A 22,281-nucleotide genomic window follows, 5' to 3' on the forward strand; every position below is an offset into this window, starting at 1 on the left:
TCACTCCTTGACGAGGCCGGCGTCGTGGAGCGCCCGGGCCGCGACGTCGACGATGTCGAAGGGCAGGCCGGCGCGCTCGGCGATGTCGAGCAGGCTGTGCGAACCGTCGGAGAGGTTGAGCACCCACAGCATCGCCATCTGGGCCTGCTTGGCGTCGCTGCGGCCGCCGAGCGAGTCGTACAGCCCGCGCTTGCCGAGCTGGGGCTCGCCGTACGGGCTCAGATTCACGTACCGGCGGTTGCGGTCCAGGACGCCGAAGGCGTCGAGAAGCGCGCCGAGCGTGTCCTCCATAGCCGCAGGCGACACGAAGCTCGGGTCGTCGGCCGAGGTGTGGTACTCCGGGTAGCCCGCGTACGGCGTGCGCGTCAGGGAGCCGACGCCGAGGTTGAAGCCCGGCGAGCAGAACTGGCGCTCGTCGTAGCCGTACGGCGAGAAGTCGACGACCCGGTGCTCCCGCGACCGGAGCACGTGCTGCATGACGCGGTCGATCTCGGCGTCGTCGCGGCGGGACTTCTTGTACGTCAGCGATCCCGGGTCGCCCGCGCACGCCAGCACGAGGCCGTGACGGACCTTGTCGATCCGGGAAGCGTTGCGCGCCAGCCAGGTGATCGAGCCGATCGTGCCCGGCATGAACAGGAACCGGTAGGTGTAGTGGGGCTGGGCGAGCGCCAGCTGCTGGGCCAGCGAGATGGCCACCGCGATGCCGGCCAGGTTGTCGTTCGCCAGCGACGGGTGGCACACGTGGCAGGACACGATGACCTCGTCGGTGACGCGGCCGGGCACGACGTGCTCGGCGTAGGTCAGCGAACCATCGGCCAGCGTCGAGTCGATGACGACGTCGTACTCGCCGTCGGGGAGCGCGTCGAGCTTCTCCTGCGCGAGGCAGAATCCCCAGGCCGGAGCGTAGTAGCTGGTCCGGTAGGGCACCCACGACGGCTGGTCGGGCAGCGTGTGCAGGTGCTCCCGCAGCTCGCTCAGCGGCATCCGCCGGGACACCGGGACGCTGTACCCGACGACGTGCAGGTTCAGCTCCTGGAAGTCGATCACGCGCTCGCCCGAAGGCGCGGCGACGTAAGCGTCCCGGATGTTCCACTCCTGCGGGATCGTCCAGTCCAGCACCGCGGTGCCGGTCGGGACCTCGTGCCGCTCCAGGGCGATGTGCTCGCCGATGACGTCCAGGGTCTGCCGCACGCCGTCGCCGGTGATGCTGCGGCAGATCGGGTACAGCCGCTCGACCAGGGCGTGCAGCTCTGCCCCGGTCCGCAGCTGCGGGCCCGCCACTACTTCCGCCGCAGGGTGGTGTCGACGCGGCCGGCTTCGCCCTCGCTCTTCAGCCAGGCCAGCCGGGTGAACAGCTGCTGGAACGACTCGCGGGTCAGCCCGAACTTGCGGTAGGCCTCGATGAGCTCGACGGCGCCGTCCTTGACCGACCAGTCGCAGGCGAAGCCGGGGATCGCCGCGCGGAAGCGCGAGAAGTCGACCCGGTAGGAGCGCGGGTCGGCGCCGGCCTCGCCGGTGATGTTCAGCGTCGAGCCCGGCACGGCCTCGACGACCTCCTGGGCGATCTCGGCGACCGTGACGTTGTTCTCCTCGGTGCCGATGTTGAACGCCTTGTTGTGCACGGCCTCCTTCGGCGCCGTCAGGGCCGCCGTGAACGCGCGGGCGATGTCCTGGGCGTGCACCAGCGGGCGCCACGGCGTGCCGTCCGAGAGCACCAGCACCTCACCGGACAGGTGGGCGTGCGCGGTCAGGTTGTTCAGCACGATGTCGCCGCGCAGGCGGGGCGAGTAGCCGAACGCGGTCGCGTTGCGCATGTACACCGGCGTGAAGTCGTCGTCGGCGAGCTCGTGGACGTCGGCCTCGACGCGCACCTTCGACTCCGCGTACGGCGTCACCGGGCGCAGCGGGGCGTCCTCGTCGACGAGGTTGTCGCCGCCCGCGCCGTACACCGAGCAGGTCGACGCGTAGAGGTACCGCTTGACGCCCGCGTCCTTCGCCAGCTTCGCGAGCTTCACCGACGCGTGGTGGTTGATGTCGTAGGTCAGCTCCGGTGCGAGCGAGCCCAGCGGGTCGTTCGACAGCGCGGCCAGGTGGATGACCGCGTCGAACCCGGTGACGTGCTCAAGCGTGACGTCCCGCAGGTCGACGACGTGCCCGGCCGGGTCGGCGGGGGCGGGCCCGAGCAGGCAGTCCTCGAACAGCCCGGAGTCCAGGCCGGTGACTTCGTGGCCGGCGGCGGCGAGCACCGGGGCCATCACCGTCCCCAGGTAGCCCTTGTGCCCCGTCAGCAACACCCGCATCGGATTCAGCCCTTCAGATCGAGAGTGAGTTTCTTGACGAAAAACGCTTCGGCGTACTTCGCGGCGGCTTCGATCCCGCGGATCCGGGCCAGCCCGAGGAACGCCTCGCGGTCGTACCAGGGCCGGTGCCGCTGCGAGGCGTAGTGCGCCTGCAGCAGCCGGACCTTCTCTTCCGCGAGCTCGTCGGTCAGCGGCTGGTACACCGACGGGCGGCCGAGGTCGCCGTCCCACTTGACGATCTCGTAACCGAGCGTCAGGTGATCGCGGAACGCCGTCGGCACCAGCTTCGCCAGCCCGCGGTGGTCCTGGTGCGCGTCGTCGGTGCGCGGCGCCAGGATGACGTCCGGGTCGGTCCGCCGCCGCAGGTCTTCGAGGGCGTTCTTGGCCTCTTCCCAGTGGGCCGGGAAGCGCCCGTCCCGCAGCTTCAGCACCGTGACGTCGACGTCCGCGCCGGGGCAGAACGCCGCCAGCGCGGCCCGCTCCTCGTCCTCGCGGTCGGTGCCGCCGCCGGAGAGGACCAGGGCGTCGACCCGCAGGCCGGGCCGGGTGGAACACAACGTCAGCAGCGTGCCGCCGGCGCCGATCGCGATGTCGTCGCAGTGCGCACCGAGGGCGACGACGCTGCCGAGCCGATCCGGTCGGAGCCCGATCACGCGGTGCTCGCGGCCGGGCGCTCCCACAGCGCCCAGGGACGGTCGCCGTGGCTGTAGGCGTAGTCCAGCGCCGCCCGCTCCTTGACCGTGTCGGTCGGCTTCCAGAACCCGCGGTACGGGTAGGCGAGCAGGCGGCCTTGCTTGGCCAGCTCGGCGCAGCCGTCGGCGACCAGGTCGCCGTTCTCGGGAATGTGGTCGAACACGTCCTGCCGCAGCACGAAGTAGCCGCCGTTCTCCCACAGCGGCATTTCGCTCACCGCGGTGATCGAGCCGACCATGCCGCCTTCGTCCATTTCGACGCAGTGGAACGACGACTGCGGCGGGACGACCATCATCGACGCGCCCGCGTCCGACTTCTCGAAGCGCTCGATCATCTCGGGCAGCGGCACGTCGGACAGGACGTCGGCGTAGTTCGCGAGGAACATCTCGTCGCCGTCGAGGTGTTCCCGCACCCGCCGCAGCCGCTCGCCGATCGGCGACTCGATCCCGGTCTGCACGAAGGTGATCGTCCAGTCCGCGATGTCGGTCGAGAGCAGCTCGGCCTTGCCGCCCCGGAGGACGAAATCGTTCGAAATCGTTTCCTCGTAGGACAGGAAGAAGTTCTTGATGTGCGCCGCGCCGTAGCCGAGGCACAGGATGAATTCGGTGTGGCCGAAATGCGCGTAGTACCGCATGACGTGCCAGATGAGCGGTCTCGGACCGACCATCGCCATCGGCTTCGGGACGTCGTCGGCAGCGCCGTTGCGCATCCGCATCCCGTAACCACCGCAGAAGAGGACGACCTTCACTTCACTGCACCTCGACGATTTCCAGGTGGGGGATCGGGAACACGAGCTTGCCGCCCCAGGACCCGATGTGGGAGAGCTGTTCGGTCAGTTCCTCCCGGAGGTTCCACGGGAGGACGAGCACGTAGTCCGGCCGGTCCGCGTCGATCCGCTCCGGGGGCAGCACCGGGATGCGCGTGCCCGGGGTGAACCGCCCGTGCTTGTACGGGTTGCGGTCGACCGTGTACTGCAGCAGGTCCGTCCGGATGCCGCAGTGGTTCAGCAGGGTGTTGCCCTTGCCCGGGGCGCCGTAGCCGACGACGGTCTTCCCGTCGTTGCGCGCCTCGATGAGGAACTTCAGCAGGTCCAGCCGCACGCGGGTGACGCGCTCGGCGAACTCGGTGTACCCGGACAGCTCGTGCAGCCCGGCGGCCTTTTCGCGCTCCAGCACGTCGGTCATCCGCTCGCTGGGCTCGCCCGCGACACCGTCGGGACGCGCCCACAGCCGGATCGACCCGCCGTGCGTCGGCAGCAGCTCGACGTCGACCACGGTCAGCCCGCCGGTCGCGAGGGCGCGGCGCGCGGATTCGACCGTGTAGTACTGGAAGTGCTCGTGGTAGATCGTGTCGTACTGGTTCTTTTCGATCAGCGTGAGCAGGTGCTGGACCTCGATGGAGACCCAGCCGTCGTCGGCGACGAGCGCCCGCAGGCCCTTCGTGAAGCCGAGGACGTCGGGGATGTGCGCGTAGACGTTGTTCGCGGCGACGAGGTCGGCCGGCCCGTGCTCCTCGCGCACCTTCAGGCCGGTTTCCTCGGAGAGGAAGGCCGTCAGGGTGGGCACGCCGGCGTCGCGCGCCGCCTGCCCGACGTTCACCGAAGGTTCCACGCCCAGACACCGGATCCCGTGCCCGACGACGTGCTGGAGCAGGTACCCGTCGTTGCTCGCCACCTCGACGACGAACGACTTCTCGCCGAGCCCGAGCCGCTCGACCGCGCCGTCGACGAACCGCTTCGCGTGCTCGACCCACGACGTCGAGAAGGACGAGAAGTACGCGTACTCGGTGAAGGTGTCGTCGGGGTCGATCAGCGGCGGGATCTGGGCGAGCCAGCAGTCGGTGCAGACCTTCAGGTGCAGCGGGAAGGTGGCTTCCGGTTCGTCGAGCTGCTCCGCCGGCAAAAATCGCTCACACGGGGGAGTCGCGCCGAGGTCGACGACACTGGCCGTGTTTGTCGAACCGCAGAGTCGACATGTGGTCATCTACCAGGCTCCTTGGCTCGCGGTCGCGATGTGCACCCAACACGTCGACCGGCGCCGGGAGGTCGTTACAGCGACGCGGGAGCCGCTGGTGGACCGATTCGGAACCGCAACCTGAACGGCCGGACTGTGGCCGGAATCACGAACCGTACCCGGCCGGACCCGTAACGTCCACAGTGGACGTGCTCCTAGGCTGGCCGGATGACATCGGAGTCCACCCCGCGCCTGAGCGGGTTCACGGGCGTGGTGCTGACGGCCCGCTTCCTCACCGAGCTGATGCTGCTGGGCGGGCTGGCCCTGGCGGGCACGCAGCTCGGGAGCGGGGTGGCACTGGCGATCGTCGACGCCGTGCTGCTGCCGGTGGCGGCCGCCGCGCTCTGGGGTCTCTTCCTGGCGCCACGGGCGCGCCGCCGCCTGCCGGAACCGGCCCGGTTCCTGCTGGAATTCGCCCTCTTCGGGGTCACCGGCGTGGTGCTCGCGCTGGTGGGCTGGCTGATCACCGGGATCGTGGTCGCGGTGGCCGGGATCGGCGTCGCGGCCCTCACCCGGGTCGTCGCCAAGGACGGCTGAGCCCTCCCCGCCGGGTGGCGGAGAGGGCTCCGGACGACGTTCAGGAGATCTTCGCCGCCGCCGGGATGACGTCGGTGGCGAACTTCTCCAGGATCGCCGGCTTGTGGACGTGCGGGACCATGCCCAGCGCCACGTGGATGCCCAGGCCGTTCAGCCGTTCCAGCTCGGCCAGCAGCTCGCCGGATTTCTCACCGTTCTCGCCGATGTCGAGGATGTGGTAGACGGTCTTGGTGATCGAGTCGTAGTCGCGGCCCTCGTTCTCGCAGTGCTGCCGCAGCACGTCGAGCTTGCGCTCCAGCTCCGGCCCGTTGAACAGGTTGCACTGGTCGGCGTACTTGGCGACCAGCCGCAGCGTCTTCTTCTCCCCGCCGCCGCCGATCATGATCGGCGGCCGCGGCTCCGACAGCACCTGGGGCACGTTCAGCAGCCGTTCGGCGTCGAAGTGCTTGCTCTTGAACGGCGCGTCACCGTCGGCCCACATCTGCAGCACGTACTGGAGGTTCTCCTCCAGCAGCTCGAAGCGCTCGGCCACGGACGGGAACGGGAAGCCGAGCCCGCGGGACTCCTCCTCGTTCCAGCCCGCGCCGATGCCGAGGATCGCGCGGCCGCCGGAGAGCACGTCCAGCGTCGTGATCGCCTTGGCGAGCAGGCCGGGGTGCCGGTAGAGGACCCCGGTGACGACGGTGAGCAACTTGGCGCGCTCGGTGTGCGCCGCGATGAAGCCGAGGGTCGTGTACGCCTCGAGCATGTCGTTTTCGGTCGGGCCGACGCCGCCGATCTGGAAGAAGTGGTCCATCACCGCGATGGAGCCGAAGCCGGCCCGGTCGGCGGCGCGGACGACGGCGGCCAGATCGGCGCCCAGCGCGGACGCCCCGTTCGGCCAGGTGAAGTCGGGGATCTGCAGTCCGAGTTCCATGTCCGCCGACCGTATACCTGGAGTTGCCCCAGGTGGCGGTCAGAAGTCGCGGACCAGGAAGAGGCGCCCGTGCAGGGGGTCGGTGACCCACACGGTGCGTGACCGCTGGTCGACCGCGACGTCGCCGGGGTTGACGCCCAGTGACAGCTCGCCGCTCAGCGTGCCCGCCGTGCCGTCGACGCGGGTGAGCCCGTTCTGGCCGCCGTTCGTGTACACCGTGTTCGTGCCCTGGTGCACGGCCAGCGCGGAGGATTCGCTGCGCAGCAGCACGGTCTTGCGCTCGGTGCGCGTCGCTGCGTCCACAATGGACATGTGGTGGATGCCGGAGTTCGCGACGTAGACCGTGCCGCTCGCCTGGTGCACGGCGACGCCGGTCGGGTTGCGCCCGACTTTCACCGAGGCGACGAACCGCCCGCTGTCGATCGAGAAGACCTCGACGGAATCGGAGGCGGTGCTCGCGCAGTAGGCCAGCTTGCGGCCGGAGTCGACGCCGATCCCGGCGAAGCCCGGCTTCGGGCCCGGCACCAGCGCGGCGAGCGTGCAGCTGACGCCGTCGAGCACGGCGAGCGTGCCGGTGGTGCCGCTGGCCGCGTAGACGCGGTTGGCCTCCTCGTCGACCGCCAGCGCCGACGCACCGGCGCCCGCGCCGATCACGCTCACCAGGTCGTGCGTCCGGCCGTCCAGCACCACGACCGTGCCCGCCGGCGGGTTCGCGACGTAAATCCTTCCCGCCTCCGGATCGGCCGCGACGTCGCCGGGCTCGCCGCCGACGTGGATCACGTCGACGACCGACACCCGCCGCGGATCCACCACGGAGACCGTCCCGGCCTGGGCGTCGGTGACGTACCCGAGGCCGGTGACCGGGTTCACCGCGACCCCGGCCGGCGCCCCGCCGAGGTCGAGCGACCGGACGTCCTCCGCGCGGGCCGTCCCGGGCAGCACGAGGGCGCCGGCACCCGCCGTGACCAGGGCGAACAGGGTTCGCCGGGATAGCCGCGCACCGCCCATCGGCGCCTCCGCTCCTGATCATCTCGCCGTGCGAGCGTAACCCGCGAGATCGCCACGTGAAGGAACTTCGCGTCCCCCGATCGCGTTGTTTCCACTGGGTAACCCACTTCCACAGCGGACGGAGGCGAGCGGACGTGCACGGGCACCAGAACGGACTCAAGACGGCAATGCTGCTCGGCCTGCTGTCGGCGATCATCGTCGCGCTCAGCGGGTTCTTCGGCCGGGGCGCGCTGGTCATCGGGCTGGTCGTGGCCCTCGGGATGAACGCGTTCGCCTACTTCAGCTCCGACAAGCTGGCGCTGCGCGCGATGCGGGCGCGGCCGGTGTCCGAGGTCGAGCAGCCCGCGATGTACCGGATCGTGCGCGAGCTCGCGCAGGTCGCCCGGCAGCCGATGCCGCAGCTCTACATCAGCCCGACGGTCGCGCCGAACGCGTTCGCGACCGGCCGCAACCCCCGGCACGCGGCGGTGTGCTGCACCACCGGCATCCTCGAGCTGCTCGACGAGCGCGAGCTGCGGGCGGTGCTCGGCCACGAGCTCTCGCACGTCTACAACCGCGACATCCTGATCTCGTGCGTGGCCGGCGCGCTGGCCAGCGTGATCAGCGTGCTCGCGAACATCGCGCTGTTCTTCGGCGGCAACAACCGCGACGGGAACCCCCTGCTCAGCCTCCTGCTGATCTTCGTCGGCCCGATCGCGGCGGCCGTCATACGGATGGGTGTCAGCCGGTCGAGGGAATACCAGGCCGACGCGTCCGGCGCCCGGCTGACCGGTGACCCGCTGGGCCTGGCCTCGGCGCTGCGGAAGCTGGACGCCGGCACCCGGGCGCGGCCGCTGGTGGCCGAGCCGCAGCTGGTGTCGCAGTCGCACCTGATGATCGCCAACCCGTTCCGCCCGGGCGAGGGGCTGAGCAAGCTGTTCTCGACGCACCCGCCGATCGCCGACCGGATCGCGCGGCTGGAGGAGATGGCGCGCCGCCCGTTCTGAGCCCTCCGTCCTTTATAGACTGAAGACGGCGAGTAGCGCTTCGGCTCACCAGCAATCGCGACGGTGCTTCGGTGGTGCGAGCCCGGCTAGACCGACGCTCCCGCCGCTACGGCGACTGCCTTGACGTAGTCGCCGTAGCCGGACTTCGCCAGCTTCGCCCCCAGCGCGTAGCACTCGTCGGCGTCGATGAAGCCCATGCGCAGCGCGATCTCCTCGAGGCAGGCGATGCGCACGCCCGTCCGGTGCTCCAGCACCTGCACGAACTGGCCGGCTTCGAGCAGCGAGTCGTGCGTGCCGGTGTCGAGCCAGGCGAAGCCGCGGCTGAGCTCGACCAGCGTGGCGCGGTCCTTCCGCAGGTAGGTCAGGTTGACGTCGGTGATTTCGAGCTCACCGCGCGCCGACGGCTTGAGCGCGCGGGCGATGTCGACGACCTCGTTGTCGTAGAAGTACAGGCCGGTGATCGCCTGGTTGGAGCGCGGCTTCAGCGGCTTCTCCTCGATGGTGATCAGCTTGCCCGCGTCGTCGACTTCGCCGACGCCGTAGCGCTCGGGGTCCTTGACCGGGTAGCCGAACAGGACGCAGCCGTCGAGCTCGCGCACGGCCTGCTGCAGGCGGCTGGAGAAGCCCTGGCCGTAGAAGATGTTGTCGCCGAGGACCAGCGCCACGTCGTCGTCGCCGATGAAGTCCGCGCCGATCACGAAGGCCTCGGCCAGGCCGTTCGGGCTCGGCTGCTCGGCGTAGGAGAAGGAGACGCCGAACTGGTCGCCGTTGCCCAGCAGCCTGCGGAACATCGGCAGGTCGGTGGGGGTGGAGATGACGAGGATCTCGCGGATCCCGGCCAGCATCAGCACCGAGATGGGGTAGTAGACCATCGGCTTGTCGTAGACCGGCAGCAGCTGCTTGGACACCGCCTGGGTGATCGGGTGCAGACGTGTCCCGCTGCCTCCGGCCAGCACGATCCCCTTCATGGACTGCCTCCCTTTCCCCGTGGCCGCGACCCGACCACCCTACGGGCCGTCGCTAGAAGGCGGATCCTTTACCGAAGTAGGCCTTGCAGCCGGCGTTGTCCTCGGTGGCGATTTCCAGCACGTTCCGGTCGTCGTCGACCGGCAGCAGCGTCGAGGAGTAGTTGGGGCAGAAGTTGTTCCAGATCCTGCTGATGTGCACGGGAGCGGGCAGTTCGTACCAGTGACCAGCGCCGAAGTCGTCGTTGGCCAGCAGGACCTGGCCGTTCTGCGGCTGCGGCACGCCCTTGGCGTTCGTGTAGATCTGCCCGACCATGACGATCCTCACGCCGTTCGGGCCGCCGGGGAACAGCGTGATGGTTTGCGCATGCTGGAAGTAATTGCCGGTGGCGGTGTCGACGCGGGTGCCCGGATCGGCGGGGTCGCCCCAGTTGGCGCCGTCGGCGGAGATCTTGAAGTACGGGTCGCAGTAGCGGTCGCGGAAGTTGCAGATCTCGTAGGCGAAGTAGTAGCGGCCGTCGGGCAGCCGCCGGATGATCGGCATGCCCGGGCGGACGCGGTCGGGCGGGATCGCCATGGTGAGCTGCTTGGTGCCCCAGTTCACGCCGTCGGTCGAGGCGACCCGGTTGAGCACCTGGGCGTACTTCGGCGCCTGCGTCTCGTCGGCGAAGTGGAGCCAGAGCGTGCCGCCGGCGTCGACGGTGAACTCGGGCTCCCAGATGCCGTCGATGTTGTGCGAGCGCGCGGCCTCGGACAGGAAGCTCCACGAGCGGCCGCCGTCCTTGCTGGCCCAGACGCGGATCCCGATCCGGCGCTGCGGCCCGGCGTCCTGCCGGTAGGAGGCGGCCCACAGCAGCGTGCCCGCGCGGAGCCGGCCGACGCGCTCGGGCAGTTCGTAGACGGTGCCGCAGCACATGCCGGACCGGCCGTCGGGGTCGTGGATGGCGCCGATCTCGTGGAACGACTCGCCCTCGTCGGTGCTCTCCAGCACGGGCGTGTACTTGCCGTCGGCGTCTTCGCTGGTCAGGGTGGCGATGATGTGCCCGTTCCCGAGCCGGATCAGCCGCGGGTAGGCGCCGAAGCCGGGGACGAGCTGCCGGCGTTCGGCGGCGCTCGCGGGCGTCAGCAGCGAGGCGACGGCGGCGAGCGTCAGCAGGAAGACCAGCGAACGGCGCAACTCGACCCCCTCCACGCGGTGACCGCGCGATTACAACACGGGTGGGCGACGGTCACCCGGCGCATTCACGCGATCGGGTAACGCTCCCGTGCCCGGGGCCGAAAGATCACCGGAGGGGGAAACATGAAGATCCGGCTGGGTGTGCTGCTGTTGTTGGCGCTGACGTCGGCGTGCGCGCCGGCGACCGGCTACGGCGAGATCGTCGATCCGGCGGCTTCCGCGCCGTCTCCTGCGCCGTCGTCCACTGCGCCCGCGGAGCCGCGTGACGTGCCGCCGGAGACGCACACGGGCACCGAGAGCGGCGAGTTCGAGACGACGTGGCCGGCGGACCAGGTGGGCTTCTTCACGTTCGAGTGCCCGAAGTGCACGTCCAACGTGATCGTCGACACCGACGGCGGCGACCACGGCCTGGTCAACGCGATCGGCGCGTACAAAGGCACGAAGTGGATGAACACGGACCCGCGCACCCCGGTGAAGCGCGTGACGGTCCACGCGAACGCCCCCTGGACGGCGACGATCGCGGACCACCGGAGCGTGCCGACGGCGGAGGCGGGCAAGGAGACACCGGGCAAGGGCGACGCGGTGGTCCGCTTGCCGGCGGGCGTGGCTCACGTGCGGTTCACGGCGAAGACGCGCGGCGCCATCGGGCTGTGGGTGATGTCGCCGGAGGACCGCGACCTGATCTTGAACCAGATCGGCGACCTGCAGGTGGAGCGCGACGTCCGCGGGCCGGCGTACCTGCAGGTGGAGGGCTACGAGGCGAGCTGGACGCTGACGCCGTCCTGAGCGGGCACCCGGCGACCGGGTGCCCGCGGCGGCGTCACCGGTAGTTGGTGAACTGCAGCGCGATCTCGAAGTCCTTGCCCTTCAGCAAGGCGATCACGTCCTGCAGCTGGTCCTTCTTCTTGCCCGACACCCGCAACTGGTCGCCCTGGATCTGGGCCTGGACGCCCTTGGGGCCTTCGTCGCGGATGAACTTGGCGATCTGCTTCGCTTTGTCCGAGGCAATGCCCTGGAGGATCTTGCCGGAGATCTTGTAGATCTTGCCCGACAGCGCCGGCTCGCCGGCTTCGAAGGCCTTCAGGGAGATGCTGCGCTTGATCAGCTTCTCCTTGAACACCTCGACCGCGGCCAGGGCGCGCTCCTCGGTCTCGGACTCGATCGTGAGCGCCTCCTCGCCGGCCCAGTTGATCGTCGTGCCGGTGCCGCGGAAGTCGAACCGGGTGCCCAGCTCCTTGCTCGCCTGGTTGAGCGCGTTGTCCACCTCCTGGCGGTCGACCTTGCTCACGACGTCGAAAGAGGGATCCGCCACGTGTCCTCACACCTCGTACTCGCTTGTCAGGGGCCACCCAGCCTAGCCCCTGTCACCCGACGGGTATCCCGGTTGACCCCTGCTCGGAGGCGTTCGGTAAGCTTTCCCCCGGCCGGTGCGACCGGCCTGGGCGGGTTACCCGAGTGGCCAAAGGGGACTGGCTGTAAACCAGTTGGCATTGCCTACGGGGGTTCGAATCCCTCACCCGCCACACCAGCGAAGAAGCCCCGTGACCACGGCGTATGCCGGGCGCGGGGCTTCTTCGCGTGTGCGGCCGTGTGCAGCCATCCGTGGGCAGCGCGTGGGACGTGCCGCTTGCTGAGTGCGCCGGGCAACGGCCCGAAGTCGCGTTCGATGGCGTCTCGTCACGGATAAACGCCCCGATCTGGTCGACCTGGACCTGATGCACCAGGGTGGTTGGTTCGCGGCACCGTCCGTGCGGCATGCGGGCTGATGATCACGTTCGTGCAGTTCCACAATGGATGGTCATCCGGTAGCGGTTCGGGCTCGGTGACATTCGAAGCGGCGCGCAGGCGGTCCGATTGCAGCTCCGCCACAAGCGCGTCCGTGACCACAATTTGCCCGCGACCGGCGTTTACGAGAAGGGCCCCATCGTCCATTGCGGCAAGGAAATCCTTATCGACAAGGCCATGCGTCTTGTCGATAATAGGTGCAGTGACGATCTCCAATTCATGACTTGATTTAACCCAGGTGTGCGCATCCTGAAAGCGCACCAAGGGGGCGCTCGCCAATGTGACATCCGATGGCACCTCGGCAATCCACTTGTCGACGCCCGCGGACGGTAGCTGAACCATCTTCAGGTTGGGAAGCTGCGGGATAAGAGGTAGGCCGCGATGTGTTCCCCGATGCCCGTGGTTGGGGACGTGACAGCGCGGCAGCAGCAGACGGGCTACGCGATGCCGCCGCCTCTCGCCGCCGCCGTCCTGAAAGATGTCATGTGCAGGCTGCCGAAGTTCACGCTCAGGATTTCTGCGGTCTTGTTCGCCGGTATCGGAACCACTGTACGACTGACGACAGCGCCAGAATGGCAGCCATCGGCCACATCTCCCATGCCCACCGGCTCGACGTCATGGCAGCGAGAGCGCAGATGGCGGCTCCGATACCCCCGACGATCACCGATGTCAGAACGAACGCTCTCTGGCCTTTGGTCAGTACTTCTGGACGGCCGTTTCCCCCGTGATTCACGCGCTCAGTCTGCCACCCCACCGGACACCGCACCTACGTCCGAACGGAGTCACCGATCATGACCACGCCCCGGCCGCTGGCCGCCGTGCCGACACGCCCGCCCGCCGCACCCGGTGGACCGACGCGGAGCTGATGCGAGAGGAGTCCCGCCGCCGAAGTGGGCCGTTCCCGGCCTCCTGGCGGAAGGGCTGAACCTGCTGGCCGGTGCGCCGAAGCCGGGCAAGTCGTGGTTTTCGCTCGGCACGGGCGCCGCGATCGCCAACGGAGACCGGTGTTGGGGTCGATCGAGGTGGAGCGCGGCCCGGTCCCGTACTGCGCGCTGGAGGACACCGGCCGGCGGCCGCGCCCCTGCTCGCCCTCGAGACCGCGTGCCCCACCATGACCGCCGGCGGGACGCCGTACTGGTCGGGTGGCCGGAGGAGAACCCGCACGCCTGGCTGGTCATCATCGACACCTTCGAGAAGATGCGCGGCACCGACGCGGCCGGGTCGTCGGCCTACAGCGCCGACTACGCCGCGGCCGGGCGGTTCAAGCAGCTGGCCGACCACTACAGCGTCCCGTTCTTGCTCATCCCCCACGTCCGCAAGCAGTCTGGGACAGCTGCACAAGACGCCCGGCGGCACCTACAGCGCCCGAGGCGCCGGGGACAACGGGGACACCCCCGAGGAGCTGGTCCGGGTACAGTACGCCGAACCCGCGCTCGACACGCGGCCCGGCGACTTCCGGATCACCGCGTGCGACCAGTCGCCGGCCATGGTCGACGCCGTCGGGGCTCGGGCGGGCGGCGAAGTCGAACTCTCCGTCGGGGACATCCAGGAGATGCCGTTCGCCGATCGGTGGTTCGACGTCGTTCTCGCGATGGGCGTGCTCGAGTACACCGATGCCGCCCGGGCTCTGCGCGAAGTCGCCCGGGTGACCCGGCCCGGCGGGCCCTCCTGCCGCATCCTCGGCGCGCTGGAACGCGCCGTCGGCGTCCCGCCGTCGAGACGGCACGGCGCCCGCCGGACCGGGATCGTCGCCCTCACGCCGAGGCGGGTCCGGGAGGTGCTATGGCGGGCCGGCCTGCAGCCCGGCGACGTCATCGCCTACGACGTCACCGCGTCGGTGCCGCCGGTCGATCGGCTGGTCCGGCGGCGGGACCGGTCGTGGCGGGACCGTCCGGAAACGACGGTCCCGCGTGAAGCGAAGCGCTGGCTACCTCGTCGCCGCGCGGAAGGGCGCCGCGTAGGGGAACGGCCGGTTTCCCTTGGGGGAGAGGGAAACCGGCCGTCCGGGGGTGGCGGCGCTCGGGGTTACGCCGCCTGGGAAACCGGCGTCGAAGCCGGGGTCAGGGCGAGGTCGAGGACCTCGCGGACGTTCGCCACCGCGTGCACGTCGAGCTGCGAGAGCACCTCGGCCGGGACGTCGTCCAGGTCCGGCTCGTTGCGCTGGGGGATGATCACCGTCTTCATCCCGGCCCGGTGTGCGGCCAGCAGCTTCTGCTTCACGCCGCCGATCGGCAGGACGCGCCCGGTCAGGGACACCTCGCCGGTCATCGCCACGTCCGCGCGGACCACGCGACCCGAGAGCAGCGAGGCCAGGGCCGTCGTCATCGTGATGCCCGCCGACGGGCCGTCCTTCGGCACCGCGCCCGCCGGGACGTGGACGTGGATGCCGCGGTTGCGGAGGTCGCCCACCGGCAGCTCCAGCTCCGCGCCGTGCGAGCGGAGGTAGGACAGTGCGATCTGCACCGACTCCTTCATCACGTCGCCGAGCTGACCGGTCAGCTGCAGCCCGGACGCGCCGGACTCCTGGTCCGCCAGCGACGCCTCGATGTACAGGACGTCACCGCCGGCGCCGGTCACCGCCAGGCCGGTCGCCACGCCCGGGGTTGCCGTGCGCTGGGTCGACGCCGGGAGCGACGACTCCGGGATGTGCCGCGGGCGGCCCAGGTAGGTCTCCAGGTCGGACGCGTCCAGGGAAACCGGCAGCGCGACCTCGTCCAGGGCCACCTTGGTCGCGATTTTCCGCAGCACCTTGGCGATCGTCCGGTTCGCGTCGCGCACGCCCGCCTCGCGGGTGTACTCGGCGGCGATCCGGCTGAACGCGGCGTCCGTCAGCGTGACGTCCGCGGTGCCCAGGCCGGCCCGCTCCAGCTCGCGCGGGAGCAGGTGGTCGCGGGCGATGGTGACCTTCTCGTGCTCGGTGTAGCCGTCCAGCGTGACGAGCTCCATGCGGTCCAGCAGCGGGCCGGGGATGGTCTCCAGCGCGTTGGCCGTGGCCAGGAACACGACGTCGGACAGGTCCAGCTCGACCTCGAGGTAGTGGTCGCGGAACGTGTGGTTCTGCTCCGGGTCCAGCACTTCGAGCAGGGCCGCGGTCGGGTCGCCGCGGTAGTCGGCGCCGACCTTGTCGATCTCGTCGAGCAGCACGACCGGGTTCATCGAGCCGGCTTCCTTGATGGCGCGGACGATCCGGCCGGGCAGTGCGCCGACGTAGGTGCGGCGGTGGCCGCGGATCTCCGCCTCGTCCCGGATGCCGCCGAGCGCCACGCGGACGAACTTGCGGCCCATGGCCTTCGCCACGGACTCGCCCAGCGACGTCTTGCCGACCCCGGGAGGGCCCGCGAGGGCGAGCACCGCGCCCGAACGACGACCGCCGACCGGGCCGAGACCCGATTCCGCGCGCCGCTTGCGGACGGCCAAGTACTCGATGATGCGTTCCTTGACGTCGTCGAGGCCCGCGTGGTCGGCGTCGAGCACCGCACGCGCGGCCGCGATGTCGTAGACGTCGTCGGTGCGCTCGTTCCAGGGCAGCTCCAGGACGGTGTCCAGCCAGGTGCGGATCCACCCGCCCTCGGGGGACTGCTCGGACGTGCGGTCCAGCTTGTCCACTTCGGCCAGTGCGGCCTTCTTGACGGCGTCGGGCAGCTCGGCACCTTCGACGCGGGCGCGGTAGTCCGTCTCGTCGGCGGTGCCGTCGAGCTCGCCGAGTTCCTTGCGGATCGCTTCGAGCTGGCGGCGCAGCAGGAATTCCTTCTGCTGCTTCTCCATGCCCTCGGCGACGTCCTTGCGGATCGTATCGGTCACCTCGAGCTCGGCCAGGTGCTCCTTGCTCCACTCGAGGGCCTTCTCCAGGCGCGCGGTGACGTCCAAAGTGGACAGCAGCTCGAGCTTCTGCTCGGTGGACAGGTACGGCGCGTTCCCGGACAGGTCGGCGACCGCGGAGGCGTCCTCGACCTGCTGGACGGCGTCGATCAGCTGCCAGCCGCCGCGCTGCTGGAGGATCGAGATGACGACGGCCTTGTACTCGGCCGCGAGCTTGGCGGTCTGGTCGGTCGTGGTCTCGGGGGCGTCCTCGGCGTGCACCCAGCGGGCGGCGCCGGGACCGTCGGCGATCCGGCCGACGACCGCGCGGGCCGTGCCGCGCAGCAGGACGGCGGCCTTGCCGCCGGGCACGCGGCCGATGCGCTCGACCGTCGCGACGGTGCCGAATTCGGCGTATTCGCCGTGGACGCGCGGGACGATGAGGACTTCGGCCTTGGCGGGCGCGGCCGAGCGGATGCCGGGGAAGGACGCCTGGCTCGGCGTCTTGGCCTGGGCGGACTCCACCGCGGCCCGCGTCTCGGTGTCGGTCAGGTCGAGCGGGACGACCATGCCCGGCAGCACGACGTCGTCATCGAGCGGGAGCACGGGCAGGAGGCGGGTGTCGGACATGTGCACTCCTCGGATAGTTGAGTCTGCCTAGCTCAACTCTCCGATGGGTGTGTTTGTTTCCGATGGTGCGTTCGCCCACAGCGATCGCGGAAACCGCAGGTCAGCGGCCTGGCTTCGCCGCCACGGCGCACCAAGCGAAGGGCCGGGCCTCCGCTTCCAGGGCATTGATCTTCCGGTCCGGCCGCCAGTCCGGCAGGTGCACGATGCCCGGCTCCAGCAGCGGCCAGCCGCCGAACAGGGGCTCGATCTCGTCGCGGTTGCGCAACCAGACCGGGTTGCTCGTCTTGCGGTACTGCTCGACGAACCAGCGCAGCCCCTCCAGGTACGGGCCGTCGCCATCGCCTTCGCTCATCTGGGAGATCGCCAGCCAGCTGCCCGGCGCGAGCGCGTCGCGGTACGCCGCCAGGAGCCCCTCCGGGTCGTCGTCCGGGCCGACGAAGTGCAGCACCGCCGCCATGATCAGGCAGACCGGCTGCGAAAAGTCGATCAGCCGGCGCGTCTCTTCGGAGCGCAGGACGGACTTCGCGTTCCGCATGTCGGCCTGGACGATGCCGGCCCAGTCGGTCGCCATGCCCTCTTCGAGGATCAGCGTCGCGTGGGCGACGGCGACCGGCTCGTAATCGACGTACACGACCTTCGCGTCGTGGTCCTCCGGCAGCTCCGCCTCGACGACCTCGTGCACGTTGCCCGCCGTCGGCACGCCCGAGCCGAGGTCGATGAACTGCCGGATGCCGGCCCGCAGCGCCGCCCGGACCGCGCGGTTCATGAACTCGCGGTTCTGCTTCGACCCCGGGCGCACCAGCGGCCACTGCTGCTCCATGCGCCGGCCGAACTCGCGGTCCACGGCCCAGTTCTGGGTACCGCCCAGGTACCAGTCGTAGATCCGGGCCGCGGACGGCTTCTCGGTGTCGACACCCTCGGGCGCTCTCGGCGCGGAATCCCGCTGGTCGGTCACTTCAGGCTCCCCTCGCTGGCGGCGAGGGCAAGCCTATAAGCCCCGGCCGGCCCGGGTAATCCACCAGTAGTTCACCGAACAGCCGGTCGACGCTGCCAGTACGTCCACAGCGGGCGGTAGCCCTGCGCGTACCAGAACGGCGTCGACAGCGGGTTGGCCGCGGCGTGGTGCAGCAGGACGACGTCGGCGCCTTCCTCGTCCAGGACGTGGTGGGCGTGCGTCGCCAGCGCCGTGCCGACGCCGGACGACCGCGCGGCCTCCGCCACGGCCAGGGAGGACAGGTAGCCGACCCGGGACGCGGCGACCCGGCCGCTGATCCAGCCGGTCTCGCCCGGGTGCTGGACGCTCACCATGCCGAGCGGACGGCCGTACAGCTCGGCGATCCACAACGGCGGCTCCGGCCGCTTCAGCTGCTCGGCGAGGTCCTTGGCCAGGATCTCCTCGACTCCCGTACGCCAGTTCACCGTGCCGTACTGGGCGTCGTAGGAGTGCAGCTCCATGCCGAGCGCGACGGCGGTCTCGAGGTCGTCGGGCTCGGCGCGGCGGATCTTGACCCCGGGCGTCCCGAGCGGCGTCGCCGGGACCAGCCGCTGCGAGGGGCGGACCGCGATCACCCGCAGCGGGGCGAACCCGTGGTGCAGCATCTCCCGGGCGCCGGCGGCGTCGCGGCTCGCGCGCGGGACGATCGCCGCCGTCTCGGTGTCGCCGCGCTCGGCGACCGCGCGCAGATGTTCATCCCATCGGGTGAGCAGGGCGTCGAGGACGGCCGCCGGCTGAGGGCCGGCCAGCTGGAGGTCGAGGCGGTGTTCGGTCAGCGCGCGCCAGGGGGCGTTCGGGGCGTCGCGGTCGACCTGGACGCGGGACGCCAGCCCGGACGCGGCGGAGCCGCCCGTCGCCACCTCCAGGACCACCGCGTTTTCCGCTGCTTCGAAGGGGGTCGAGCCGGGGAGGAGGGGATCCACCGCCGCGAGCCGCGCCGCGTGCTCGGTGGCAATCACATCGCTGTGCATGGAGCCATTGAAGCGCTCCCCGGCTTTTGGTGCGTAGGGAACTGGGCAGAGTTCGGACATCCGGCGTTTCACCCTCTGGTCCACGCAGGTCAGCGCGTTCGAGGCATTGTTAACCCTGGGGTGATCTCTTACTGTCTCGAAAGGGACACGGGTACGCCCTACGGGGTACGGTATGGCCCTTGTCCACACCCGAAGTCACGGATCAGCACCGGTGGACAAGCCGGGAGGGAAGGTCGGATGCCGGACACCAACGCCCACGGTGACGCCGTCGCGCAGGCGCAGCCCGGGCCGGGAGCCGCTTCCGGGACACCACCCGTCTCCGCCGAAGCCCGCACCGACGAACGCCGGTTCCGCGTCTACACCTTCGCCGTCCTGAGCCTCGGGCTCGTCGCCGCGTTCGCGGTCGGCTCGTGGCTGCCGTTCGAGTGGAACGACCGGCTGCTGTGGATCGCGCCGGTGCTCGCGGTCGCCTTCCTGCTCGCCGAACAGCTCGGCATCAACGTCGACGTCCGCAGCGGCATCTCCTGGACGATCTCGTTCACCGAGATCCCGCTCGTCATCGGGTTCTTCGTCGCGCCCTTCGAAGTCGTGCTGGCCGCGCACCTCGTCGCCGGCATCGGCACGCTGCTCGCGCGCAAGGTCGCCGGCCGCGTCCTCTACAACGCGGGCGCCTTCCTGCTCGAGATCACCGGCGCCTTCGCGGTCGCCGGGCTGGTCAAGCACGCCGTCGGCACCGGCGACAAGATCCCGTGGGTCGCCGCGCTGGCGGGCACGCTGACCGCGCCGCTGGTGAGCACGCTGCTCGCCCTGGCCGCGGTCCGCGTGCTGCGGCGCCGCATGCGGGTCAGCACCGCCGTCCGGCTCACCGGGCGGATCCTGGTCGTCGGCTTCGTCAACGCGTCCGTCGGCCTCTCCGGCTACCTCGTCATCTCCAGCACGCCCCAGGCGTGGCCGCTGGTGCTCGCCGTCTTCCTCGGCCTGACCGCGCTGTACTGGGCGTACTCCGACCTGCTGCGCGAGCAGCGGGACATGGAGGCGCTCTCCGACGTCAGCCTGATGGTGGCCCGCTCGGGCCAGCAGGCCGCTGCGCGCCCGGCCAGCCGCGCCGACGAGCTCGTCGGCGGCGTCGACGTCCGCGAGTGGGCGACCATCGCCGAGCGCATCAAGGACCAGCTCGCCGCCGGCCGCGTCGTGCTGCGGCTGCGGCTGGAACCGAAGGACACCATGCGGGTCGTGGTCGCGGGCGACGACCTGCCGGCCGCCGACCCCGCCGCCGACGACCCGCTGCTGCGCCTGCCCGGCGCGCACGTCCGGCACTTCCGGATCACCGAGGCCAACCCCGACGTCCGCGCGGCGCTGCTCGACCGCGGCGCGCAGGAGGCACTGGTCGTCCCGCTGCGCAGCGCGAACCGGCTGCTCGGGGTCGTCGAGGCGCACGACCGGCTGTCCCGCTGGCGCGGCTTCGGCAAGTACGACGTCCAGCTGCTCGGCACGATGGCCAGCCACCTCGCGACGTCGCTGGACAACCGGCGCCTGCTGGCGACGCTGCGCCACGACGCCTACCACGACCCGCTCACCGGGCACCTCAACCGGCCGGGCTTCCGGCAGGTGGCCAAGGAACCGTTGCGGGACTTCGCCAACGCCGTGGTGCTGCGGATCGACCTCGACGTCTTCTCCACGGTCAGCGACGCGCTCGGCTACGCCTGGGCCGATCGGATGGTCGTCGCCGCGGGCCGCCGCATCCGCGACGCGCTCGGCCCCGACGTCCCGCTCGCCCGGCTCGAAGGCGCGTCCTTCGCGGCGCTGCTCGTCGGTTGCCCGCCGGAAGACGCCCACCACGCGGCGGAACGGCTGCGCGAAGAGCTGTCGGCGCCGTACCCGGTCGACCGGCTTTCGGTCGAGGCGAACGCGATGATCGGCTACGCGACGACGTCCGCGGAGGAGCCGGGTGACGTCGTCGACATCGAAGGCCTGCTGCAGCGGGCGGACGTGGCGGTCCGCGCGACGAAGGGCGGCGAAGAGGTCCGCGGCTACGTGCCGAGCATGGGCCAGATCTTCCTGCGCCGCTTCCAGATGGTCACGCAGTTCCGGCAGTCCCTCGAGGACGGCCAGGTCAGCGTCCACTACCAGCCGAAGATCACCCTGCCGAACCGGCAGGTGCAGGGCGTCGAGGCGCTGGTCCGCTGGGTGCACCCGGAGTTCGGCCGGCTCGGCCCGGACGAGTTCGTCCCGGCCATCGAGGCGGCCGGCCTGATCGGCGTCCTGACCGGTTTCGTGCTCGGCGAGGCGCTCAAGCGCTGCCGCAAGTGGCTCGACGAGGGCCTGCGGATCTCGGTGGCGGTCAACTTGTCGGTGCGCAACCTGGCCGACGAGGACTTCCCGAACAAGGTCGCCCGCGAGCTGGAGCACCACGGCATCCCGCCCGAGCTGCTGACGTTCGAGCTGACCGAGTCCGGCGTGATGTCCGACCCGCAGAAGGCGCTGCCGATCCTGCGCGAGCTGCACTCGCTGGGCATCACGCTCGCCGTGGACGACTTCGGGACCGGGTACTCGTCGCTGGCGTACCTGCGGCAGCTGCCGGTCGACCAGGTGAAGATCGACAAGAGCTTCGTCCTCGGGATGGGGACCGACCTGGGCGACCTCGCGGTGGTCCGGTCGATCGTCGAGCTGGGGCACTCGCTCGGGCTGACGGTGGTGGCCGAGGGCGTCGAGGAGGACGTGGCGCGCGACCAGCTCGAGGCGATGGGCTGTGACGTCGCCCAGGGCTACCTGATCTCGCGGCCGCTGCCGGAGGACCGCCTGGAGGCATGGCTGCAGGCCCGGACCGCGCGCTCGCCGGGGCGGCACTCGGAGACCGTGCTGACCCTGCTGACCTGAGGTTTTGCGGTTTGGGGACCCCGGTTGCACGGCCGGGTGACGGGGGTTGCTAATCTTTCCAAGTCCTCGCGAGAGGCCAGGCCCCTTTAGCTCAGTCGGCAGAGCGTCTCCATGGTAAGGAGAAGGTCTACGGTTCGATTCCGTAAAGGGGCTCCGCGAGTGGGCGAGCTATGCTCGGGAAAAACCCGAGCCTAGCTCGCTTCGCGGTGTCCTTTGGGGGCCGAGCCCCCAAACCCCCGCCGGGGGCATGCCCCCGCACCCCCGGGGTGGGCACGATAGGGCGGTGTAGCTCAGTTGGCAGAGCAAGCGGCTCATAATCGCTGTGTCGCCGGTTCAAGTCCGGCCACCGCTACGCGGTAACGACGGGGCTGGCCCCCGGACCTGAGAGAGAAGGAAACGCTGTGGCTGCCACCGACGTGCGACCCAAGATCACGCTGGCGTGCGAAGAGTGCAAGCACCGCAACTACATCACCAAGAAGAACCGGCGCAACAACCCGGATCGCCTGGAGATGAAGAAGTTCTGCCCGAACTGCGGTACGCACCGGACGCACAAGGAAACCCGCTGACGCGTACGCGTTCACCAGCTTCGAAGAGCCGCCCTGGATCCCCCGGGGCGGCTCTTTGCTGTTGGT

19 protein-coding genes, 3 tRNA genes and 2 pseudogenes are annotated in these 22,281 nt (G+C 70.2%); 10 read left to right on the plus strand and 14 right to left on the minus strand.

The features are described 5' to 3' along the window. Genes ACWEVN_RS01485 through ACWEVN_RS01505 form a run of 5 tightly spaced genes read right to left on the minus strand, consistent with a single transcriptional unit; the run spans nucleotide 1 to nucleotide 4,975 of the window. Nucleotides 1-1,281 carry a DUF4910 domain-containing protein gene (locus tag ACWEVN_RS01485; RefSeq protein ID WP_452049826.1) on the minus strand — a complete coding sequence of 427 codons (1,281 nt, stop codon included), beginning with the start codon at nucleotides 1,279-1,281 and terminating at the stop codon, nucleotides 1-3. Continuing rightward, nucleotides 1,281-2,300 (minus strand): NAD-dependent epimerase/dehydratase family protein, encoded by a 1,020-nt coding sequence (locus tag ACWEVN_RS01490; RefSeq protein ID WP_449682169.1) that lies wholly within the window; start codon nucleotides 2,298-2,300, stop codon nucleotides 1,281-1,283. The genes ACWEVN_RS01485 and ACWEVN_RS01490 overlap by 1 nt, the downstream gene beginning before the upstream one ends. A gap of 5 nt (nucleotides 2,301-2,305) precedes the next feature. Then, nucleotides 2,306-2,953 (minus strand): PIG-L deacetylase family protein, encoded by a 648-nt coding sequence (locus tag ACWEVN_RS01495; RefSeq protein WP_449682168.1) that lies wholly within the window; start codon nucleotides 2,951-2,953, stop codon nucleotides 2,306-2,308. Further along, nucleotides 2,950-3,741, minus strand: a complete 792-nt coding sequence (locus ACWEVN_RS01500; RefSeq protein ID WP_449682167.1) for a glucose-1-phosphate cytidylyltransferase — start codon at nucleotides 3,739-3,741, stop codon at nucleotides 2,950-2,952. Before ACWEVN_RS01500 ends, ACWEVN_RS01495 begins: the two co-directional genes overlap by 4 nt. A 1-nt stretch (nucleotide 3,742) precedes the next feature. Next, nucleotides 3,743-4,975 carry a class I SAM-dependent methyltransferase gene (locus tag ACWEVN_RS01505; RefSeq protein WP_310967832.1) on the minus strand — a complete coding sequence of 411 codons (1,233 nt, stop codon included), beginning with the start codon at nucleotides 4,973-4,975 and terminating at the stop codon, nucleotides 3,743-3,745. Between the two features lie 198 nt (nucleotides 4,976-5,173). Between ACWEVN_RS01505 and ACWEVN_RS01510 the strand changes: the two genes are divergently transcribed. Beyond that, the gene (locus ACWEVN_RS01510) at nucleotides 5,174-5,542 is read left to right on the plus strand and encodes a YrdB family protein (protein ID WP_449682166.1); all 369 of its coding nucleotides are present in this window, start codon (nucleotides 5,174-5,176) and stop codon (nucleotides 5,540-5,542) included. Between the two features lie 40 nt (nucleotides 5,543-5,582). Here the strand turns inward: ACWEVN_RS01510 and ACWEVN_RS01515 are convergent, their stop codons facing one another. Together ACWEVN_RS01515 and ACWEVN_RS01520 are read right to left on the minus strand one after the other, a co-directional pair. Beyond that, entirely contained in the window at nucleotides 5,583-6,458 is an 876-nt protein-coding gene (locus ACWEVN_RS01515) for an LLM class F420-dependent oxidoreductase (protein WP_452049827.1), read from the minus strand. Between the two features lie 39 nt (nucleotides 6,459-6,497). Then, nucleotides 6,498-7,466 carry a YncE family protein gene (locus tag ACWEVN_RS01520; RefSeq protein WP_452049828.1) on the minus strand — a complete coding sequence of 323 codons (969 nt, stop codon included), beginning with the start codon at nucleotides 7,464-7,466 and terminating at the stop codon, nucleotides 6,498-6,500. Nucleotides 7,467-7,600: 134 nt separating this feature from the next. On the opposite strand from ACWEVN_RS01520, the gene htpX reads away from it, so the two are divergent. After that, on the plus strand, nucleotides 7,601-8,452 hold the full coding sequence (gene htpX / locus ACWEVN_RS01525) for a zinc metalloprotease HtpX (RefSeq protein WP_449682163.1): 852 nt from the start codon (nucleotides 7,601-7,603) through the stop codon (nucleotides 8,450-8,452). Nucleotides 8,453-8,538: 86 nt separating this feature from the next. Here the strand turns inward: htpX and rfbA are convergent, their stop codons facing one another. Beyond that, nucleotides 8,539-9,420: a glucose-1-phosphate thymidylyltransferase RfbA gene (rfbA, locus tag ACWEVN_RS01530; protein ID WP_449682162.1), complete on the minus strand. Its 882-nt coding sequence runs from the start codon at nucleotides 9,418-9,420 to the stop codon at nucleotides 8,539-8,541. Nucleotides 9,421-9,472: 52 nt separating this feature from the next. Continuing rightward, nucleotides 9,473-10,609, minus strand: coding sequence for a sialidase family protein (locus tag ACWEVN_RS01535; RefSeq protein ID WP_452049829.1), 1,137 nt, complete (start codon nucleotides 10,607-10,609; stop codon nucleotides 9,473-9,475). A 108-nt stretch (nucleotides 10,610-10,717) separates the two neighbouring features. On the opposite strand from ACWEVN_RS01535, the gene ACWEVN_RS01540 reads away from it, so the two are divergent. After that, the gene (locus ACWEVN_RS01540; RefSeq protein ID WP_452049830.1) at nucleotides 10,718-11,380 is read left to right on the plus strand and encodes a hypothetical protein; all 663 of its coding nucleotides are present in this window, start codon (nucleotides 10,718-10,720) and stop codon (nucleotides 11,378-11,380) included. 34 nt (nucleotides 11,381-11,414) lie between these two features. Here ACWEVN_RS01540 and ACWEVN_RS01545 read toward each other — a convergent pair whose 3' ends face one another. Then, nucleotides 11,415-11,906 (minus strand): YajQ family cyclic di-GMP-binding protein, encoded by a 492-nt coding sequence (locus ACWEVN_RS01545; protein ID WP_103337374.1) that lies wholly within the window; start codon nucleotides 11,904-11,906, stop codon nucleotides 11,415-11,417. Nucleotides 11,907-12,035: 129 nt separating this feature from the next. Between ACWEVN_RS01545 and ACWEVN_RS01550 the strand changes: the two genes are divergently transcribed. Further along, a tRNA-Tyr gene (locus tag ACWEVN_RS01550) sits at nucleotides 12,036-12,117 on the plus strand. Nucleotides 12,118-12,271: 154 nt separating this feature from the next. On the opposite strand, the gene ACWEVN_RS01555 is transcribed toward ACWEVN_RS01550, so the two are convergent. Beyond that, complete coding sequence (locus tag ACWEVN_RS01555) at nucleotides 12,272-12,721, minus strand: NAD(P)-dependent oxidoreductase (protein WP_452049831.1); 450 nt, start codon at nucleotides 12,719-12,721, stop codon at nucleotides 12,272-12,274. A gap of 504 nt (nucleotides 12,722-13,225) precedes the next feature. On the opposite strand from ACWEVN_RS01555, the pseudogene ACWEVN_RS01560 reads away from it, so the two are divergent. Together ACWEVN_RS01560 and ACWEVN_RS01565 are read left to right on the plus strand one after the other, a co-directional pair. Beyond that, nucleotides 13,226-13,645, plus strand: a pseudogene (locus ACWEVN_RS01560) (AAA family ATPase); the annotation flags it as partial. A gap of 220 nt (nucleotides 13,646-13,865) precedes the next feature. Continuing rightward, nucleotides 13,866-13,982: pseudogene (locus tag ACWEVN_RS01565) on the plus strand (class I SAM-dependent methyltransferase); the annotation flags it as partial. Between the two features lie 422 nt (nucleotides 13,983-14,404). Here the strand turns inward: ACWEVN_RS01565 and lon are convergent. The 3 genes from lon to ACWEVN_RS01580 all read right to left on the minus strand — a co-directional run bounded on the left by lon (nucleotide 14,405) and on the right by ACWEVN_RS01580 (nucleotide 18,772). Next, the gene (gene lon, locus ACWEVN_RS01570) at nucleotides 14,405-16,807 is read right to left on the minus strand and encodes an endopeptidase La (protein ID WP_452049832.1); all 2,403 of its coding nucleotides are present in this window, start codon (nucleotides 16,805-16,807) and stop codon (nucleotides 14,405-14,407) included. A gap of 100 nt (nucleotides 16,808-16,907) precedes the next feature. Next, entirely contained in the window at nucleotides 16,908-17,762 is an 855-nt protein-coding gene (locus tag ACWEVN_RS01575; RefSeq protein ID WP_449682157.1) for an SAM-dependent methyltransferase, read from the minus strand. A 71-nt stretch (nucleotides 17,763-17,833) separates the two neighbouring features. Then, nucleotides 17,834-18,772: a GNAT family N-acetyltransferase gene (locus tag ACWEVN_RS01580; RefSeq protein WP_449682156.1), complete on the minus strand. Its 939-nt coding sequence runs from the start codon at nucleotides 18,770-18,772 to the stop codon at nucleotides 17,834-17,836. A gap of 237 nt (nucleotides 18,773-19,009) precedes the next feature. Between ACWEVN_RS01580 and ACWEVN_RS01585 the strand changes: the two genes are divergently transcribed. The 4 genes from ACWEVN_RS01585 to rpmG all read left to right on the plus strand — a co-directional run bounded on the left by ACWEVN_RS01585 (nucleotide 19,010) and on the right by rpmG (nucleotide 22,215). After that, nucleotides 19,010-21,649, plus strand: a complete 2,640-nt coding sequence (locus tag ACWEVN_RS01585; protein WP_452049833.1) for a putative bifunctional diguanylate cyclase/phosphodiesterase — start codon at nucleotides 19,010-19,012, stop codon at nucleotides 21,647-21,649. An 80-nt stretch (nucleotides 21,650-21,729) separates the two neighbouring features. Then, nucleotides 21,730-21,802: transfer RNA gene (locus ACWEVN_RS01590), tRNA-Thr, on the plus strand. Nucleotides 21,803-21,928: 126 nt separating this feature from the next. After that, nucleotides 21,929-22,001, plus strand: a tRNA-Met gene (locus ACWEVN_RS01595). A 49-nt stretch (nucleotides 22,002-22,050) separates the two neighbouring features. Continuing rightward, on the plus strand, nucleotides 22,051-22,215 hold the full coding sequence (gene rpmG / locus ACWEVN_RS01600) for a 50S ribosomal protein L33 (RefSeq protein ID WP_005152047.1): 165 nt from the start codon (nucleotides 22,051-22,053) through the stop codon (nucleotides 22,213-22,215). The last annotated feature ends 66 nt before the right edge of the window (nucleotides 22,216-22,281 follow it).

It is taken from the genome of Amycolatopsis sp. NPDC003861, from assembly GCF_053605405.1.